Raw genomic sequence first — 18,135 nt, forward strand, 5'->3', positions numbered from 1 at the left:
GGTAACCGGCAGCGGTCTGGTCGATCCCCAACATCTGGACGGGACCTCTTCTGCGCGGCGATCGGTCGGACGGGCAGTGAGTGCGTCCCGCTACGACGAGTCCGCTGCACGAGTCCGCCCTGCATAGATAGGCTCCCGGCGTGATTGACCTGACCCCCCGGCGACTCATCCTGACGATATACGGCTTGTACGCACGGGACGAGCACAACTGGTTGTCGGTGCGGTCAGTCGTCAAACTGATGGAGGACCTCGCCATTGATTCTTCGGGGGTTCGCTCATCGATCTCGCGACTCAAGCGGAGTGGCGTCTTGCAGCCGAGGAAGGTGGGCTCGTCCGCTGGCTACTCCCTGTCGGATGAGGCGCTCACAGTGCTGCGTGAGGGGGATGTTCGAATATTTGGACCCAAGCGTGCCACTGAGGCCGACGGACTAGTCGTTGTCGCGTTCTCGGTACCCGAGTCCGAGCGCGAGCGCCGGCACGAATTGCGCACCGTACTGTCCAGTCTGGGGTTCGGCACCGTCTCCCCCGGTCTGTGGGTTGCACCGAGCCTCCTCCACGACGAGGCCGTCAGGATCTTGGACCACCGCGGCATGGACGCGTACGTGGACGTATTCCGTGCGACCTACGAGAACTTCAGGACCCTCAGCGACCGAGTCGCCGAGTGGTGGGACCTTGACTCCATTCAGGCCGAGTACCTCGACTTCATCGCGACATTCGAGCCAGCCAGGACATTATGGAAGGGCGCGTCACAAGACCCCCGAGACGCCTTTGCCAACTATGTGCCCATGCTGACGGTTTGGCGGCGGTTACCGTACCTCGATCCGGGCCTCCCCCTGTCCGTACTGCCGTCCGATTGGAGTGGAAGCAGGGCATCCCAGCTCTTTGCCGATCTGGAGGCCCTCCTCAGGCAGCCCGCTCGCCAGCATGCACTCCAGGTTATCCACGCCTAACAGCTCGCGTGGGGGCTGGCACGCCGCCACGGTGTCGCGGCTACGTCATTGTTGCCCGCTCAGGAACGCCGCTCTCGGTCCCAGCGGTGACATCGACATCGGCCCGCCGGCGACCAGGTCAGAGCTGCATGGCTTTGCGGTTGGTCCTCACAGGGGATCTGCCAGTCGACTCTGCGCGTGGAGCTGAACTCGCCACCACGCGCCTCGGTTCAGCCACGCGAAGCACAGCCACCAACCCGCCCACGCCGGTCATCCGGAGGCCAAGGCAATGGAGGCGTCAGTCACGGGCCAGTATTGAGATGCATGACTCAGTGCGCGGCCCTCAAGTAGCTCCACCACTTGCTCGAACAATGCAGCGGCGTCGGGCGCCGCCCACTGCTTGCCCAATAGTTCCGTCGGAAGGCCGGGATCGCGGAACGGAAGCCGACGCCAGTGGTCAACTGCGGTCATGTAAGTGGCAAACGCCTCTTCCCCGGTGATCCAGGGGCTGGCCTCCAGCCGCTCGACCGTGGGCCGGTGGCTGCGTATGAAGTCGTGGTAGCCGTGGTTGAGACCTTCAAGGTCCCAACCGTTTTGGACCACCGTGCGAAGGTCTTGCCCTCCGCTGTAGTGCCCCACAAACATCGAGGCCAGCTCGGTCAGTCTTAGCTCGTCCAGCGCCTTCGTCGCGGCCGGCAGCATCCTGGCAGGCGCGATCCACACACCGGCCCCGACGTTCCCGAAGCCGAGTGCACCGAGATTCGTCCGCAGCCGATGTCGCCGAGATCGATCGGACTCCGGGACCGAGAAGTTGACGATGCACCAACCGTCCTTCAGGTCCGCATTCTGCCGGGCATGCCAGATGACCTCATCTCCCGCGGCCAAGACCTCCAGCGCATCCGGGCTCAGCAGATAACCGCGAGCCCCGTGTCGGGTCTCGGGCTTTAGCCAACCTCGGCTCTTCAGCCTCGAGACGCTCGTTCGAACGCTGGGCGCGTCCAGACCCAACTGGCCCATCAACTCAACCGTACCGGCGATCGGTGTCCATCCCCCCAAGCGCCTCACGACCGCCCCGAGGAAGGTGAGGTACATGCTTCGCGGCTTAAGCGGTTTCATCCCGTCCACAACCTGCACGTGCTCGCTTTCAATCCATTCCACGCAACCCGAACGAGTTGATGGTCCGATGACCCTGGGAACAGGGGCGGGAGGAAGCGCATCCTGAAGCGCTGCCGTCGCACATCAACCTACATTGTGAGCTCCGCCGACCGGTGTGAACGGGTGCAACGTCGGCGACAGAGTCGCAAGGTACCTCGGACCAAAGTCGCCACTGCGGCCGATCGCCTCGGCGTCATTGCCAGCCTCGTCCTCGTCTTCCGACTGCAGTCGGGGCGAAATCTTCAATGCTGGGTCCCTACGTGGGCTGCTGCCACGGGACCGCCGACGGGAGGCACATGAATCCATCCGAAGCGACCATATAGGTCGTTCTCTTTACGATCGTCACGTCAGTAAGATACTCTGCCGGTCACGTGTTCGCCTGAGGGGAAGTCTGGAATGTCGGCAGCTGCGACCTACCGCAACCTTCGTTACGCGGARGCAAGCCGGTTCGAACCCTCGCATTCAATCGGCATGTCGACCCTCGATCCAAACCGCGGACGCGGACCCCTTCCGCCACAGAATCCGTCCCGTCTCGAGATGGTTTTGGGCCCGCAGACGCCACTCGAGCAATCAGAGGACTGCCTCGTCCTCAGTGTCTCGACGCCCGATCTATCCGGAAGCCGTCCAGTCCTGGTGTGGTTCCACGGCGGTGCCAACGTCACAGGTGGAGGTGAGCTCCCGTGGTACGACGGGGCCGTCCTTGCCCAGGAGCAGGACATGGTTGTCGTTGTCGTGACGGCACGTCTGGGTCTGCTCGGCTTCCTGCGACTGGATGGTGGCGCCGGCCCGTCTCTCGCAACTGGGGACCAGCTGAACGCGCTCGCGTGGATCGGCCGGCATATCGAGAATTTCGGAGGCGATCCCAGCAAGATCACCGTAGGCGGTCAGTCCGCAGGGGCGACGGCCGTGGACGCAATGCTGCAATGGGGGGTCCCCGACGGGGTCTGCGGGGCCATCCTTCAAAGCGGATACCGGCTCGGCGAGCCCATGTCGGCCGATGATGCCTTCGCGAGAACCCTTCACTTCCTCGACTTCGCGGACCGTGATCCCAGGGAGCTCTCGATGGCCCAGCTTCTAGAGCTGCAGCGAGGGTTCACCACGGTCTCCCCGGAGATCTGGCGGCCCGTGAGGCCGGAAACCTCAAGGCCGTTGGACATCCCGGTCATCGCTGGTTGGACACGCGACGACGGGCTTCCCTTCGTCATGCTGGCCGAGGGCGTCAGCGATCCGAGCGTCAGGACTCAGCCATCGGTAGCCGATGCATCGCGCACGCTTACCGAAGCGTGGTTTGCAGAAGGCTCCAAGCGCGTCGTCTCTGAAGCCAAGACGTCCGGCCACGGCGGCTGGTTATACGAGTTCGTGCAACAGCATCCTTCCTCAAATTGGGGTGCACCACACTGCGCTGAGCTGCCGTACCTTCTCGGCAACAAAGAAGCATGGTTGGCTGCCCCGATGCTCCGGGGAGCCGATTGGGAGGGGCTGCGACGCCGCAGCGGCGACATACGGCGAGAACTGGCCAACTTCATCCGCGATCAGGATCCAGGCGACCGATGGACGTCGGTGGTCTGGACCCCCTTCGGATTGGTGAACCGCTGCTTCTTCGAGGAATAGGGCGGGCCAGTCGCTACTTCCTGATGTGGTCTGCGTGGGGCTCCATAAGCAAGGCGATACGTGCAGCTCGTCACGACGCCTCACCTGATGTGAGGGTATCGAGAAGCTCCAGGATGTGGCTGTACGTGGTACCAGTCGCGCGCGATAACGCGATCTCACAGGTGCGATTGCAGGACGCGTGAGCCATTGCGCCCAGCACCCTCACCTCACGCGCCTCGGATTCGGTGGCGGATGCAGTGAGCTCCGGATGGAGCATCCCACGGTCGCCGGCGAAGGCGCAGCACCCCCAGTCCACAGGAACGTGGACCTCATCCGAAATCGAGGATGCGACACGGAAGAGTGCGTCGTCGATACCGAGCTGCGCAGAAGAGCAGGTGGGGTGCAGCACGAGACTCGCTAGCCTGCGCGGGAGCGGCAATCGAGACAGCACCAGCTCGTCGACAAATGACACCGCATCCTGCACCTGGATGCCTGGGATCTCACGCAACACTTTCGTGAATCCCTCAGTGCAGCTCGCCGCATCGCTGATGACCCGGAAACGGCCAGTTCGATCTACAGCGCGAAGCACGCGAACGCGCATGTCGTCGTACCCGCGCTGCAAACCCTTCGACGACCAAGGTGTGCCGCAACACAAGGAGTCGATGTGCTCCGGCACGGCTAGCTGAAGTCCGGCACGCTCGCAGAGCCGCTCCAAGCTGACTTGCACGCCGTTGCCGACTGCGCCGAACATCGTTCCGACGCAAGAAGGCAGGTAGAGCGCGTCCGCGTGGTCGACTTCAGGTCGTGCTCGCCGTCTCCCGCCAGCAGGCAAATCCGCCGACCAGCGCGGGACGACGTCGGTGCCGAGGATGGCGCGACCGACGTCGGTGAAGCCCGTCACCAGAGCGGACGGTGCGACGGCGGCGAGGCTGAGTGCTGCCGAGCTCCCGCGTGTCGCAACAGACCAGTGCTTAGCTGCTGCCGTCCACACGGCTTCCCCTGCCCGGCCGTGTGAGTCACGCCGGAGGCGTTTGACCAGGTCACCAGTGTTGATATGGAGCGGACACACAGAGGCACACATGCCGTCAGCTGCGCAGGTGTCTACGCCGTCGTAGGTGTAGGCCTCCTCGAGCTCCGCCGCCAAAGCATCGTCACCCTGACGACGGGCAGTTTCGACTGCACGTCGGGCGACGATCCGCTGACGCGGCGTGAGCGTGATGTCCCGGCTCGGGCAGACGGGTTCACAGAACCCGCACTCAACGCACCTGTCGACCTCCTCTTCCACCTTCGGGTGCAGCTTGAGGTGCCGGAGGTGAACCATCGGGTCGTCGTTCAGCAGTACGCCCGGGTTGAGCACACCTTGAGGGTCGATGAGTCGTTTGGTCTGCACCATCACGTCGTAGAGCTCATCTCCGTACTGGCGACGGACGTACGGCGCCATTACTCTTCCCGTGCCGTGCTCGGCCTTCAGGGATCCACCCTGTCCCAGGACGATGTCAACCATTGCCTCGGTGAAGCGGTGGTAACTGTCGAGCCGCTCGTGGGAGTCAAACCGATCCGTCAGCATGAAGTGGACGTTCCCGTCCTTGGCGTGGCCGAAGATGACGCTGTTTCGGTAGCCGTAGATGTCAAACAGGCTGCGCAGACTCTCGCAGGTGTCGGCGAGCTTGCTGACAGGCACCACGATGTCCTCGAGCAGGGCCGTGGTCCCGGCGGGCCGTGCGCCAGCGACAGCGGCGTACAGGCCCTTTCGGAGCTTCCACAGGTGTGCGCGCCCTCGAGGGTCCTGAGCGAGCCGCACAGGAGCGCTGAGCGGCGCTCGGGCAAGCACAGCCCCGGCGGCACCAACAAGTTCTGCCAGCTCTTCGGTGGAATCGGCTTGATACTCCACGAGTAACGCGGCGTGCTCCTCAACCGCGATGGCGGACACTTGCGGGGGGACATCGGCCTTGGGCCCCAGTTGCTGCCCCACGCGTAGTGACGTAGCGTCCAGCAGCTCGATCGTCGCCGCGGCGGTGGCGACCAAGGCCGGCAGGGCGTCGTTGGCATCCGCAAGGGTGTCGAACACCGCAAGCCCGGTCGCGACATGCTTGCGCAGCGGAACGGTTCGAAATGTCGCCTCGGCCACGAAGGCAAGCGTCCCTTCGCTGCCAATCGTCAGGTGGGCCAGGATTTCGCTCGCCGTATCGAAGTCGACGTAGGAATTCACGCCATAGCCCATGGTGTTCTTCATGGCGAATTGCCGCGTCACAATAGCCAGGGATGCCGGGTTCCCCCGAACTCGATCGCGCAGGCGGAGAAGTCCCGCGTAGAGGTCTGGTTCGGCGGTGCGCAACCGCTCGTCAGCATCGCGCGCCCCCGTGTCGACGATGGTGCCCGACGGCAGGACCAGAATGAGTGATTCGACCGTGCGGTAGCAATTCTCAACTGTTCCGCACGCCATGCCGCTGGAGTTGTTGGCGACGACACCTCCCACCGTGCAAGCCGCCTCGCTCGCGGGATCGGGACCGAGACGCCGCCCGTACGGCGCCAATCGCGCGTTGACCTGCCGCAGGGTCAGACCAGGCTGGACGCGAACCCGCCGGCCGTCGTCGAGCACCTCGAGATCTCTGAAGCCGGCACGGACATCGACCAGCACGCCCTCGGTGAGGCTTTGGCCGGACAGGCTCGTACCCCCGCCACGGAATGTCAACGGAACTCGCAAGCGTGCCGTCGCCCGCATCAATCGAGCCACGACGTCCGCATCTCGCGCGACCACGATGGCTTGCGGAGTCAGCAGAAAGTGCGATGCGTCCGCCGCGTGCGCATGACGGTCCAGGCCACGGGATCGGACGTCGGCAGGATGACGAACTTCCGCCCGGAGAGCGTCGAGGAGCGTTGCGGTCATCCAGGCCCGCCCGCGACAACCTCCCTATGGCCTTCAGGTTGCAGCCCACTCATCAGCCGACCGATCGACGCGCGATCGGCATCAGCACGATCAAGCGTGCCAGCGACCTCCCCGTTGTAGAAGACAGCAATCCGATCGCTGAGCGCCAAAAGTTCCTCGAGTTCATTGGAGGCCAGGAGGATGGCCGTTCCACCTTCCGCGCTGCGCAGGATCTCCTTCCGCACGGTCTCGATCGCTCCAATGTCCAAACCAGTTGTGGGGTTCACGATCAGTGCGATGTCGCGCTCGAGGGTCAACTCCCGACCCAACAACAGCTTCTGAAGGTTTCCGCCGCTGAGATCCCCGACTCTGGTCGTAGAACGACAGTTGCGAACGTCGAAGTCCGAGATGAGCTCATCCGTCACTCGCGTGAAGTGCCCCGAGTTCACGACGAGTCCCCCGGCGCGCCGTGATCCAGGCTCATCGACATGGCGGAGGCCGATGTTCCAGGCGGCATCGGCATCGAGGATGAGACCCTCACGGCGCGGGTTTGCGGGAACGTGACTGACCCGCCTACCCAAACCACCCGCCGAAGCCCCTCCCGAGAACTCGATATCGCCCCGTGCCCTCGGACGCAGTCCGGCAAGACACTCGACGAGTTCGTGCTGGCCGCTTCCGTCGACTCCCGCAACGCCCAGGATCTCCCCTTTCCTGAGGCTGAGCGCGACTCCCTTGAGCGCCCATGCACCGCGATCGCCCTTTGCCCAGAGATCTGAGACGCGCAACACCTCCGTCGGACGGACCGTGTTGGACGTCCGCAGTGCTGGATGAATATCGCGTCCGACCATCAGCGCTGCGAGGCTCTCGTCGTCGAGCTCGTTCACATCAGCGGCCCCGACGACTCGCCCACCACGCATCACAGTGACCTTGTCACACAGCTCGAGGACCTCACGAACCTTGTGACTGATGAAGACGATGGCTAGACCCGCAGTCTTCAGCTTCCGCAGCACCTCGAAGAACGATTTCGTCTCTTCAGGCGAGAGGACTGATGTCGGTTCATCGAGGATCAGGAGCCTTGAATGCCGATACAGCGCCGACAGGATGGCGACGCGTTGCTTCTCTGAGGGCGACAAGTCTCGGGCGAGTCGTCGCGTCCACTCCAGGTCGACGTCCGACGACCTCGCCATCCGAATACCGAACTCGTTGGCAACTGAGGCGATCTCCCTCGCCTGCTGGACACGCGAGCTGTGCCCCAAGCCCTTCTTGCTTCCCATGATGACGTTCTCGGCCACGGTGAACGTATCGACCAGCATGAAGGTCTGGTGCACCATCGCCACACCCCCGTCTAGCGCCTCCAGGGGATCGGGCCAGTCGCACTTATCTCCCTCCATCAGCACGTGGCCGTCGTCCTGCTTGTAAAGGCCCGATGCGATGTTCATGAGAGTGGTCTTGCCCGCACCGTTCTCGCCGATCAGGGCATGGATCTCGCCAGACTTGACGGCGAAGTCAACGTCCTGGTTGGCGTACCTACCGCCGAACTGCTTTGAGATTCCGCGCATCTCCAGAGTCGCTGCACTCATGACGGCCTAACCCCTGATCTCGCGATGGAAGGCAACGCCCAGAGCACCCGGCGCTCGATGGTTGTAGGACAGGCACAGGGCCGCAATCGCCAGAGCGTATGGCAGCATGCCCAGGATCTCTGGAGGCACGTTGATGTGCCCAGCGTTCATCCAGAGCTGTAGGGCATCCGCGGTACCGAACATGATCGTTGCGAACAGCACCCTGAGCGGTCGCCAACCGCCGACGACGATTGCTGCCAGCGCGATGAACCCGCGACCTCCCGAGACTCCCGCGGTAAACGCGCTGAGGATGCCGAGCGTCAGCATGGCGCCCCCCAGACCCGCAAGCAGCCCACTGACAAGCACCGCGGCGTTGCGGGTCCGTGTTACGGGGATCCCTCGCGTTTCGGCAACCCTCGGAGCCTCTCCGACTGCGGACAGCCGCATCCCCGAGTGGCTCCGGGTCAAGTAGTAGGTCAAGAAGACGGTCAATCCGTATGCCGCGTAGACGAGGATGTTCTGATCGAAGAGAGCCTTGCCGATCACGGGAATGTCGGAGAGCAGCGGAATCTCGAGTGCCGGCAACCCGGGCGCACGCTGGTACGGCGTCCCCGCCTTGTCGAGGATGACATCGTTGAAGAAGGTCGTGGCACCACTGGCCAAGGTGATCAGGCCGATGGACGCGGTGACCTGATTGATACGGAGTCGAACGGAGAGGCCGGCAAAGCCCCAGGCCAAGGCCATCCCACCAACTCCTCCTGCGATCACCCCGACGTATGCGTTGGTGTCCCGGGCCACAATGACGGCCAAGAACGCGCCCAGAAGCATGTACCCCTCCAGCGCGAGGGCGAACACGCCTGCTCGTTCAGAAAGGAGACCTCCCATGGCTGCGAGGAGGAGTGGTGTCGTCAAGGCGACGGCGGAGACCAAGATGGTGGTGACGTCGTTCACGACGACCGCCCCTCACTCGGCGCGTTGGTCGGCACCACATCCGCGCCGACCTCAACGACCTTCACCGGGACTGGATCGCGTCTCGAACGCAGACGCTTCCGAATGGCCGCGCGTGCATCCGGTGCGGTTGCGACCAAAAGGAACATCACGATCACTACTCCCTGCATCAGGTCCACGATGGCGGCGGGAACCCCGAGGCTGAGTTGAGCCTCGAACGCGCCGGTCTGGAGTGCTCCTAGTCCCACGCCGGCCAAGAGGCATCCGAGTGCCGACCCGCCACCGATTAGACCGACGACGATCGCGATGTACCAGTTGTCGATCAGCCCCTCTTGCAGGCGGTACTTCTCGCCCTGCAGGACGATGGCACCCGCCACGCCTGATAAGGCACCGCTGACGAGAAAGGCCTGCAGGTTGAGGGAGCTGACATTGAAGCCCGCATAGCGAGCCGCATCGGGGTTCATCCCCACGCTGCTGAGTTTGAATCCCCACCTTGTGTAGCGAAGCAGGAAGCCGGTTAGCAGGATGCACGCGACCGCCACGATGATGCCCGCGCTCGCCCGACTTCCCGGCATGATGATCGGCAGACGCGCGGACATCGGGAGGACAACGCTCTCCGGCAGATCTGCGCGCGGGGCTTTGAGCGGTCCCCGCAGCAGGTACGCGACCAACGCGACCCCGACGAAGTTCATCATCAGCGTCGTCACGAGCTCGTTGGCACCACGTTTCATCTTCATCAGGGCCGGAAATAGCGCCCAGATCGCGCCGCCGACAGCTCCTCCGAGAAGGCAGGCAGGGACGTGGAGGGCCGCGGGCAGACTGACGGAGGTGGCCATGAGGAGTGAGCCGACCGTGCCGAGCAGGAACTGTCCCTGCATGCCGATGTTGATGACGTGGCCACGAAGCCCGAACACGAAGCTCAGACCAAGCAGAGCCAGGACTGCGGCAGAGTTCAGCGTCGTTCCGACAGCGAAAGTGGTCCCGACCGCCCCCGCCACGATTGTTGTCAGGGTCGACCACGGCGAGACACCCACAGTCAATGCGGCGAGTGCACTCGTCGAGAGCGCGAGCACCGCAGCCACCACCGCCCGGAGTGGTGAGATCCGCAGGAGGTCCATGCCGATCGCCCTAGTGACCGGTGGCGGCTGTGACCTCAGCCTTGATCTTGCTCACCTTGTCTTCGGGCAGTAGCCCACGGAAGTCTGCGAGCGAGAATACGTCCTGCTTGTACCCCTCGCTGACGACCTCGGGAGCCAGCGATCCGTCTTGAAAGCGCTGGTAGATGCGCACCATCATGCCGACGAAGTCGAGGGTCAACGAGGTGATGACGGTCTTGGGTGCAATCTCGTTCTCATCCACACCCCAACCGATCGCGTAGGCGTTTGCGTTCTCAGCTGCCTTGAAGAGGCCCGGCTGCCCAGCGTTGGCAATCCCGAAGATGACATCTGCGCCCTTGTTGAGGACAGCGGTCGCCTGCTGGGTGGCCTTGATCGGGTCCCCGGTCGGGATACCGGTGTAAGAGAGGTCCACCGTGGCATTGGGGTTCACCTTCTTCACACCTGCTGCGTAGCCTTCCATCAGCTCCTTGATCGGAGCGATCGACTCGTCAGCCCCGATGCCCGCGACATGGTTCGTCTTGGTAGCCACGCCGGCTGCCAAGCCCGCGAGGTAACCGCCGTCCTTGTATGCGTTGGTCACGGCGGAGACGTTGGGCTTCTGGGACTGGTAACCACCAACGATCACAAAGTCAGTGTCGGGGAACTCGGGGCCGACCTCCAGCGCGGCCGCCTGACCGGTGATGTCGTTGGCGATGACAAGCTTGTAGCCACGTGATGCGTAGTTGCGGAAGGTGTCGGCCCACGTCTCGGCCTTAATGTCGCCCGCCACGTCGACCTTGGCGCCGAACTTCTTGGTGATCTCATCGCCGGCGGCCTGGGTCATGCGGCCGAGGCCATTGTCCTTGAGTCCAACGCTTGTAAGGATCGCAACCTTGGGAGCCTCCTTGGCCGCGCCCCCCGACGTGCCGCCGGAGCTGCTCGCGCACGCCGCAAGGGCGAGAGCGAGAGCGAGGCTGGCGACGGTAGCTGCACCGCGGCGCAGTGTGCCGTTCTCTCGACGAGCAATCAACCTGGACTTCATGGCGTCTCCTGGGGCTACACGTGCACGACGGCGAGGATGGTGAGCGAACGAATCTACGACTCGAACATTACGGATTTTTGACGGTCGTCATCCTTCTGTCAATACTCTGTTTGGGAAATGAGACACCTGGCGTGGCGCTTCACTCTTCGTCCCTAGGGCTCGCACGGTCCAGAAGGTCACCGCCCGCGCCGCGGCTTTTCGGCCCCGACACGAGGGCATCTTCGGCTCAGTCCCGATTCAGCGACGGGCCAATCATCCGAGGGGACGTGGCACCAAGGGGACGAGCTGGGAAACGTGGCGTGGCTCGAGCTCTGCGAGGGACGAGACCCCAAGCAGCTTCATGGTGCGCTCGATCTCCTCCCGCAGGATCGCGATAGTGCGGTCGACGCCGGGGCGGCCACCAGCCATGAGGCCGTAAAGGTAGGCACGCCCGATAAGGGCGAAGTCAGCGCCGAGGGCGACCGAGGCGACGATGTCGGCGCCGTTCATGATGCCCGTGTCGACCATGATCGCGGTGTCCCGTCCGACCTCGCGAACAACTTGCGGCAGCAGGTGGAACGGAACGGGTGCCCGGTCGAGCTGGCGACCGCCGTGGTTGGAGAGCACGATGCCGTCGACGCCGTGGTCGACGAGGCGCTGTGCGTCGGCGACGCTCTGGACGCCCTTGACCACGATCTTGCCTGGGAAGAGTCCACGGATCACTTCAAGGTCGTTGTAGCTGATCGTCGGGTCCATCGCGGCGTCAAGTAGTTCGCCCACGGTCCCGCCGGTGGACGACAGCGAGGCGAACTCCAATTTCGGCGTCGTGATGAAGTCGACCCACCACCAGGGCCGGAGCGCGGCATCAAGAATGGTGCTGAGGGTGATCTGGGGTGGAATCGAGAAACCGTTTCGCTTGTCGCGCAAGCGCGCGCCCGCAACCGGGGTGTCAACTGTGAAAAACAGCGAGTCGTAGCCCGCAGCGGCGGCGCGCCGCGTGAGCTCGTAGGACGTCTCGCGGTTGCGCATGACATAGAGCTGGAACCAGTTTCGACCGTCGGGGTTGGCGGCTTTCACGTCCTCGATCGACGTGGTGCCCAACGTCGAGAGCGTGAACGGGATGCCGGCCGCACCAGCCGCACCAGCCCCCGCCACTTCACCCTCGGTCTGCATCAGACGGGTAAAGCCCGTCGGCGCGATGCCGAATGGCAGAGCGCTGTGCCCACCCAGGATTCGAGTAGATGTGTCGACACCAGAGGCCGGGCGCAGGACGTCGGGCCGAAACTCGATGTCCCGGAACGCTTGGCGCGCGCGCATGATCGACACCTCCGCCTCGGCAGCGCCATCGGTGTAGTCGAAAGCAGCCCGCGGCGTACGTCGCTTGGCGACGAGGCGAAGGTCATCGATCGTGAGTGCCTTGGCAAGTCGCCGCTTGCGGGGGTTGAGCTCGGGGGTCTGGAAGTTCAGCAGCTCGAGGATCTCGGCGGGCTTCGGATACTGGCGGGCGACCAAGTCCAGTCCTCTCTCAGCATGGGGCCATCGACTGCGCTAACACGAGGGCCTCTGTCATCGCGGCGGGAGTATTGCCGACCGAAACGTTGTCGAGTAGGGCGGCGCCCCACTGTGTGCGCGGCCACGGCGGAGAGCCAGCGCCTGAGAGCTAAGTTGACGCATACGCGCAGGCGCGATCGCCCGGCGCACCGACGAACCCTGGCTACAGCTCCCAGTTCCCGATCTTCTGTCCAGCGCTACCCCACGCTTTCACGACATCGTCGACATCGACGATCCGCGCGAAGGCATGCTGCATCACGCGGAGGCTCGAGTCGTTGATGATCGGATCTGTCGTGCCCACAGCCTCCCGCGGGACCACGCACCGGTAGTTCAGCTGCGCACCGTCACGCACCGTGGAGTCGACACAGACATCGGTCCCCACGCCGGTCACGACCAGAGTGTCAACACCCAGCGAACGAAGGAGCCCGTCGAGGTTCGTCCCGAAAAATCCGCTAAATCGATTCTTTTCGATCACGATGTCGCCCTCGACGATCGGCTGCAGCTCGTCGACGATCTGCGCGTCCCAAGTGCCAGCGATCAGGGCCTGATGGTCGGGCACACCCGTCATGATCTCGCCGAACACCACGCCCGCGTCGCGCAGGTCGGGCCGCAGTTGCACCTTCAGGAAGATGACCACAGCGCCAGCGTCGTGCGCGCTCTCGATGAGCGTGCGACACCCATCGATCGCCGCCGTCATTGCTGCCACATCGGCACCCATCCTCGCAAACGAGCCCTCGGGGTGGCAGAACGCGTTCTGCATGTCGACGACGAGCAACGCAGACCGGCGACGTGATCCAGACTCCACCATGATTCAACAACTCCCAATCCTTTGACAGCACCCGCGACTGGAATGCTATGCAGTTTCCATTACGCCCGTCAAGAAGTCGCATGACAATGCTTGAAGGGCGAGACGAAACGGCGGCGTCCGGCCGTTCAGCTTGCACTTGCGATGGCGATGAGGAAACGGCAGGCGGCTGCGCCGCGGATTGACGACCTTGCCGGTGACTGCGTCATTGGGGTCCTGGCGCCCCATTCCGGCGCGGTAGAAGCTCGGCGGGACGCTCCCGATCGTCTCGTTGCAACAGCATCCAACCCCCGACATCGCGCTGCTCACGTTTCAACTTCCCGAAGTGCACGGCACGACCGATTTGCTGCCATCACTCACCCTCGACGCTCGCATGCCTGCAGAGGGCGAGAACCTAGTGGCGCTTGGCTACCCACACATGCGACTCGAGGGGCGAGTGCCCGCCCGCGCCGCGGTGTCAGTCGAGTACGAACGACAGCTGGCCGTCTCCAGTGGGATAGTGCGCGAACGCCATCCCGAGAGTCGCGACGGCGCGATGATCACGTTCCCGGCGGTCAGGGTGGACTCGCGTTTCGAATCAGGAATGTCTGGCGGGCCTGTCATCGACGGCGCCGGGCGAGTTATTGGATTGGTCTCGTCATCGCTTCCGCCAGACGAGGAGGGTTCGGAGTGGGCGTCATACGTGTGCCTCATCGGCCCGGCCCTGCAGCTGGGTGGTCTTGCCCGTCGAACGGACGCCGACGAGGTCGCGGAGTACAGCTTGGCGCAACTCGTCGTAGAAAAAGTCATCGACCTCGAGATCGCCGACCTTGAGGTAAGCGCCGGGGTGGACGGCCGGGCTGTCGTGACATATGGGCAGCCCGAGGGAGACCGATAACCGTCGGGCTGAGCAGCACGCGACATTGTTGCCAGCGGGGGCAGTACATGTCTGCCCAGCATCTAGCCGTACCGGCACGAGCGTCGCCCGCACGACGTCCGACGTCAGTAGGCGAACCGCGGTAGCGACACCCGCGGACGAGCTCCTTACCTCGCCGGCTCCACGATGTGGACTTGCCGTTCCTTTACCTTTCACTGTCGCAATCATTACGTTCGCCAGCTCCCACAACGCGGATCGTCGCGTGGCCGGATTTGGCTGGTCGATTGGTCGCGTCGAGCAGCGCCGCGAAGACGTACGCGTGAAACGGGGGGGCAGATGTCCGCGGTATCGGTACATGAGGGCACTCAGGCGTTCGGCCGCAGCCGCGCCATACGCCCCGTCGCTGATGCTCCGAGGTTGCTGCTGCGCGACGCAGCGCCGACCGCGGACCTCTTCGCGTCGCTGGCCGAACGCGGCGCGGCTCTGGTTGACCGACAGCACGAAATGCTGGAATGCCTGCAGCACCGCGAGGAGGACCCCGAACGCCTCGCAGGTCTGTTCAGACTCGACCACCTCGCCGCCCAGCTTCGCCGCAACAGCAACGCCACACTTGTCCTCGCCGGACTACCCACTGTCCGCAGCATTCACCTGCCGACCGTGCTCAGCGAACTAGCCTGCGCAGCGGTCTCAGAGGTCAACGGGTACCAACGCGTGACCGTGGGAGCCTTCCCGACGCGTCGCGTGCAGGCACACGTCGCATCCGACCTGGTGCACGTCATGGGCGATCTCCTCGAGAACGCTCTGGCCGTGTCGCCGCGGTCCGGCGGGGTTTGGGTTCGCGGTGAACGACCCACGTCCGCAGGAACCGGTTCACCCACCTTGGTCAGGGTCGGCGACAGCGGACCAGACGTCTCGGACGACGCTCTGGAACGCCTCAACGACATCGTCGCCGGGCGAGCCTCCCAAGTCGGGGCCGCCTCCGGGGTCGGCCTCGTCGTCAGCCGCGAGATCGCCGACCGGCACGGGCTGACCGTCCGTTTCAGGCGGCTGGTGAGCGGAGGACTGGTCGCGACCGTCTCGCTGCCCGACGCACTTTTTGAGCCCCCGCGTCAAGGAAATCCCCCTCCAACAGGGTTGACGACCCGATCAGTTCGGTGAGTGCGACCTCACCAGATCTACCGCCGCAGATCCGGTGACGTTTTCAGCCGCCGGTTCGCACATCCACTGACAGGCAGGGCTCGGGCCAAGGCGGTCCAGCTTTGCAAAACCCGTTGCACACAAGGCTTCCGGTCTGGTTCGCCTGGACCCTCTGCGTCGTGCGCGAAGCAGCCGTCCGAGCGGGCCGCGGTCGGCTCGGCGCACCCAAGCGCAGCCGGAACACGTCGAGATTCTCGCCCGGCCACCCACGGCAACGGCGAACAGACCCCAGCCCGTCGTCGCTGGGCATCAATGTCCTGGTGTGCTGCGACCCGGCGCGCCACCTGAACCCACACGTGATTCGGGTCAAGTTTGCCCGGAGTCGACGCGCGTGAGCCACGTCACACCAGTATCACGGAGGTACCAGACCGTAGCGATGCCGTTGTGCTGTCTAATTCCATGTAGTCACAATCTGACACTTTTGAGCCACGCCCTTTACGTAGCAACGGAAAGTTGTACAACGACATCCGGTGCCGTGGGTGATGTTAAGTCGGTTGGGATCATCGATTGTGAATCCGTTGGGGCCGCATCTTGGCGGGCAGATTGCAACAGGGCTGAACCGAGCTATTGTCCTTGATGGCACATGAGCCGCCCTGATGCCCTTAGGAAGGGCGCGGCTGGGATGCACCGTCCCCCCAACCAGTCTTTCGCCTTGATCGCCGACGATGATGCGAACGTTCGCGCAACACTGTCCGCGGCTGTGGGCCTGGCTGGTCTTGAATCGGTGCCGGTTGAGGACGGCCGTAAGGCCATCGAGATGCTGGCCGACCTTTACCCGAGCGTGGTCCTCCTTGACGTGCAACTGCCCGGCCTTGGTGGGATCGAATTGTGCTGGTGGATCCGTCGGCAGCGCCACCTTGCAGACGTTCCGGTGATCCTGATCAGCGACCTCACTTCACAGGTCGAGAGCGATGCGGGCCGGCTGGCTGGCGCCAACCACTACGTCACGAAGCCGCTCAACCGCGCCCACATCACGGCCCTCGTCGCGCACCACCTCGTTGGGCGCCGCCTGTTGCCGCCTCCCGCCCGTGTGATCATCGCCGACTCAATGGAGTGAGGGGCAAGGTTCGTGGCGGACGCGCCGGAGACGTCCTTGGCCCGGGGGTGTCATTGATCAGCAACATCACGCCCGCGCTCACAGTCGTGTGCCACGTTCGGGGTGTGAGACCGAGCCGCAGCCTAGACACCGTTGCGCCAGACTCGCGCTCATGACTGCTGAGGCAACCGTCAGTGCCGACATCCTCCAGGTCGCCCGTGAGCAGGTGCTGGAGCGTGGCGAACCTCTGACGTACGAGCAGATCCTCGACGTGCTGAGGACTCCGGACGATCAGCTTGAGGATCTGCTGGCGCTGGCCCACGAGGTCCGGGTGCAGTTCAACGGACCGGAGGTCGAGGTGGAGGGCATCGTCTCGATCAAGACGGGTGGGTGCCCGGAGGACTGTCATTTCTGCAGTCAGTCCGGCCAGTTCAGCTCTCCGGTGCGGTCGGTGTGGCTCGACATCCCCGAGCTGGTCCGCGCTGCCAAGCAGACGCGCGAGACGGGGGCGAGCGAGTTCTGCATCGTCGCCGCGGTTCGTGGACCGGATTCGCGGTTGATGACCCAGATGCGCGAGGGCGTGGCCGCGATCAAGGCGGAGGTCGACATCCAGGTGGCCGCGTCGCTGGGCATGCTCAGCCCGGACCAGGTCGACGACCTGGTCGACATGGGGGTGCACCGTTACAACCACAACCTCGAGGCCGGGCGCTCCTTCTTCCCCCAGGTCGTGACCACGCACTCGTTCGAGGAGCGGTGGGACACCTGCCTGATGGTGAAGGAGTCCGGGATGGAGCTGTGCTGCGGCGGCCTGGTCGGGATGGGCGAGACGCTCGAGCAGCGGGCCGAGCTGGCGGCCCAGCTGGGTGAGCTGGCCCCGCATGAGGTGCCGCTCAACTTCCTCAATCCGCGTCCCGGTACCCCCTTCGGTGACCTGCCGGTCATGGACTCCAAGGACGCCTTGCGCACGATTGCCGCGTTCCGGCTTGCGCTGCCCCGCACGATCCTGCGGTATGCGGGCGGACGCGAGCTCACCCTGGGCGACCTGGGTACCCGTGACGGACTGCTCGGCGGGATCAACGCCGTCATCGTCGGCAACTACCTCACGACGCTTGGCCGCGATCCGAAGGAAGACCTCAGCCTGCTGGCGGACCTCGGGATGCCGATCAAGGCGTTGAGCGAGACGTTCTGAGAGCGGGATGGGTATGCCGGGCGAAGACCAGTGGTGCGGCCGCTGCGGTCAGGCGCGGGGGCAGGGAGACCACTTCGCGTGCGACCGTGCCCTCGCGCTGGAGCCGCCTCGGTTCTGCGGCCAGTGCCGTCGGCGGATGAAGGTGCAGGTCCTTCCTCGGGGCTGGTCCGCGCAGTGTGCAGTGCATGGAGAGATTCGCGCTGATGGTTGACGCGATGACAGACCGCGACCGTTTGATGGCTTTCGATCGGGACCATGTCTGGCACCCGTACTCGTCCGCCGGGACCGCCTCCGCGGCATACCTCGTGGAGTCGGCGTCGGGCGTCCGGCTGTCGC

The 18,135-nt window shown here is 64.3% G+C and carries 15 protein-coding genes; 7 read left to right on the forward strand and 8 right to left on the reverse strand.

Annotated features, from left to right (window positions below; translation table 11 throughout):
- The first annotated feature begins 140 nt into the window (after positions 1 to 140).
- Positions 141 to 950, forward strand: a complete 810-nt coding sequence (locus AC1DXJ_RS11215) for a PaaX family transcriptional regulator (protein WP_477636931.1) — start codon at positions 141 to 143, stop codon at positions 948 to 950.
- 249 nt (positions 951 to 1,199) lie between these two features.
- On the opposite strand, the gene AC1DXJ_RS11220 is transcribed toward AC1DXJ_RS11215, so the two are convergent.
- The gene (locus tag AC1DXJ_RS11220) at positions 1,200 to 2,021 is read right to left on the reverse strand and encodes a PaaX family transcriptional regulator (RefSeq protein ID WP_477636932.1); all 822 of its coding nucleotides are present in this window, start codon (positions 2,019 to 2,021) and stop codon (positions 1,200 to 1,202) included.
- Positions 2,022 to 2,480: 459 nt separating this feature from the next.
- On the opposite strand from AC1DXJ_RS11220, the gene AC1DXJ_RS11225 reads away from it, so the two are divergent.
- Positions 2,481 to 3,695 (forward strand): carboxylesterase family protein, encoded by a 1,215-nt coding sequence (locus AC1DXJ_RS11225; protein WP_477636933.1) that lies wholly within the window; start codon positions 2,481 to 2,483, stop codon positions 3,693 to 3,695.
- A 70-nt stretch (positions 3,696 to 3,765) separates the two neighbouring features.
- Here AC1DXJ_RS11225 and AC1DXJ_RS11230 read toward each other — a convergent pair whose 3' ends face one another.
- The 7 genes from AC1DXJ_RS11230 to AC1DXJ_RS11260 all read right to left on the reverse strand — a co-directional run bounded on the left by AC1DXJ_RS11230 (position 3,766) and on the right by AC1DXJ_RS11260 (position 13,491).
- Positions 3,766 to 6,561 carry an FAD-binding and (Fe-S)-binding domain-containing protein gene (locus AC1DXJ_RS11230; RefSeq protein ID WP_477636934.1) on the reverse strand — a complete coding sequence of 932 codons (2,796 nt, stop codon included), beginning with the start codon at positions 6,559 to 6,561 and terminating at the stop codon, positions 3,766 to 3,768.
- Positions 6,558 to 8,120, reverse strand: a complete 1,563-nt coding sequence (locus AC1DXJ_RS11235; RefSeq protein ID WP_477636935.1) for an ABC transporter ATP-binding protein — start codon at positions 8,118 to 8,120, stop codon at positions 6,558 to 6,560. Before AC1DXJ_RS11235 ends, AC1DXJ_RS11230 begins: the two co-directional genes overlap by 4 nt.
- Before the next feature lie 6 nt (positions 8,121 to 8,126).
- Positions 8,127 to 9,050, reverse strand: a complete 924-nt coding sequence (locus tag AC1DXJ_RS11240; RefSeq protein ID WP_477636936.1) for an ABC transporter permease — start codon at positions 9,048 to 9,050, stop codon at positions 8,127 to 8,129.
- Positions 9,047 to 10,165 (reverse strand): ABC transporter permease, encoded by a 1,119-nt coding sequence (locus tag AC1DXJ_RS11245; RefSeq protein WP_477636937.1) that lies wholly within the window; start codon positions 10,163 to 10,165, stop codon positions 9,047 to 9,049. Before AC1DXJ_RS11245 ends, AC1DXJ_RS11240 begins: the two co-directional genes overlap by 4 nt.
- Positions 10,166 to 10,175: 10 nt before the next feature.
- Positions 10,176 to 11,186 (reverse strand): BMP family protein, encoded by a 1,011-nt coding sequence (locus AC1DXJ_RS11250; RefSeq protein WP_477636938.1) that lies wholly within the window; start codon positions 11,184 to 11,186, stop codon positions 10,176 to 10,178.
- A gap of 252 nt (positions 11,187 to 11,438) precedes the next feature.
- On the reverse strand, positions 11,439 to 12,677 hold the full coding sequence (locus AC1DXJ_RS11255; RefSeq protein ID WP_477636939.1) for an alpha-hydroxy acid oxidase: 1,239 nt from the start codon (positions 12,675 to 12,677) through the stop codon (positions 11,439 to 11,441).
- 202 nt (positions 12,678 to 12,879) lie between these two features.
- Positions 12,880 to 13,491: a cysteine hydrolase family protein gene (locus tag AC1DXJ_RS11260; protein WP_477636940.1), complete on the reverse strand. Its 612-nt coding sequence runs from the start codon at positions 13,489 to 13,491 to the stop codon at positions 12,880 to 12,882.
- 301 nt (positions 13,492 to 13,792) lie between these two features.
- On the opposite strand from AC1DXJ_RS11260, the gene AC1DXJ_RS11265 reads away from it, so the two are divergent.
- The 5 genes from AC1DXJ_RS11265 to bsaP all read left to right on the forward strand — a co-directional run bounded on the left by AC1DXJ_RS11265 (position 13,793) and on the right by bsaP (position 18,010).
- Positions 13,793 to 14,398 (forward strand): S1 family peptidase, encoded by a 606-nt coding sequence (locus tag AC1DXJ_RS11265; RefSeq protein WP_477636941.1) that lies wholly within the window; start codon positions 13,793 to 13,795, stop codon positions 14,396 to 14,398.
- Positions 14,399 to 14,794: 396 nt separating this feature from the next.
- The gene (locus AC1DXJ_RS11270; protein ID WP_477636942.1) at positions 14,795 to 15,535 is read left to right on the forward strand and encodes an ATP-binding protein; all 741 of its coding nucleotides are present in this window, start codon (positions 14,795 to 14,797) and stop codon (positions 15,533 to 15,535) included.
- 691 nt (positions 15,536 to 16,226) lie between these two features.
- Positions 16,227 to 16,631: a response regulator gene (locus AC1DXJ_RS11275; protein ID WP_477636943.1), complete on the forward strand. Its 405-nt coding sequence runs from the start codon at positions 16,227 to 16,229 to the stop codon at positions 16,629 to 16,631.
- 151 nt (positions 16,632 to 16,782) lie between these two features.
- Positions 16,783 to 17,799, forward strand: coding sequence for a biotin synthase BioB (gene bioB / locus AC1DXJ_RS11280; RefSeq protein ID WP_477636944.1), 1,017 nt, complete (start codon positions 16,783 to 16,785; stop codon positions 17,797 to 17,799).
- Positions 17,800 to 17,812: 13 nt separating this feature from the next.
- Entirely contained in the window at positions 17,813 to 18,010 is a 198-nt protein-coding gene (gene bsaP / locus AC1DXJ_RS11285) for a biotin synthase auxiliary protein BsaP (RefSeq protein WP_477636945.1), read from the forward strand.
- Positions 18,011 to 18,135: the final 125 nt, after the last annotated feature.

This window comes from Pedococcus sp. P2_D9, assembly GCF_056404275.1.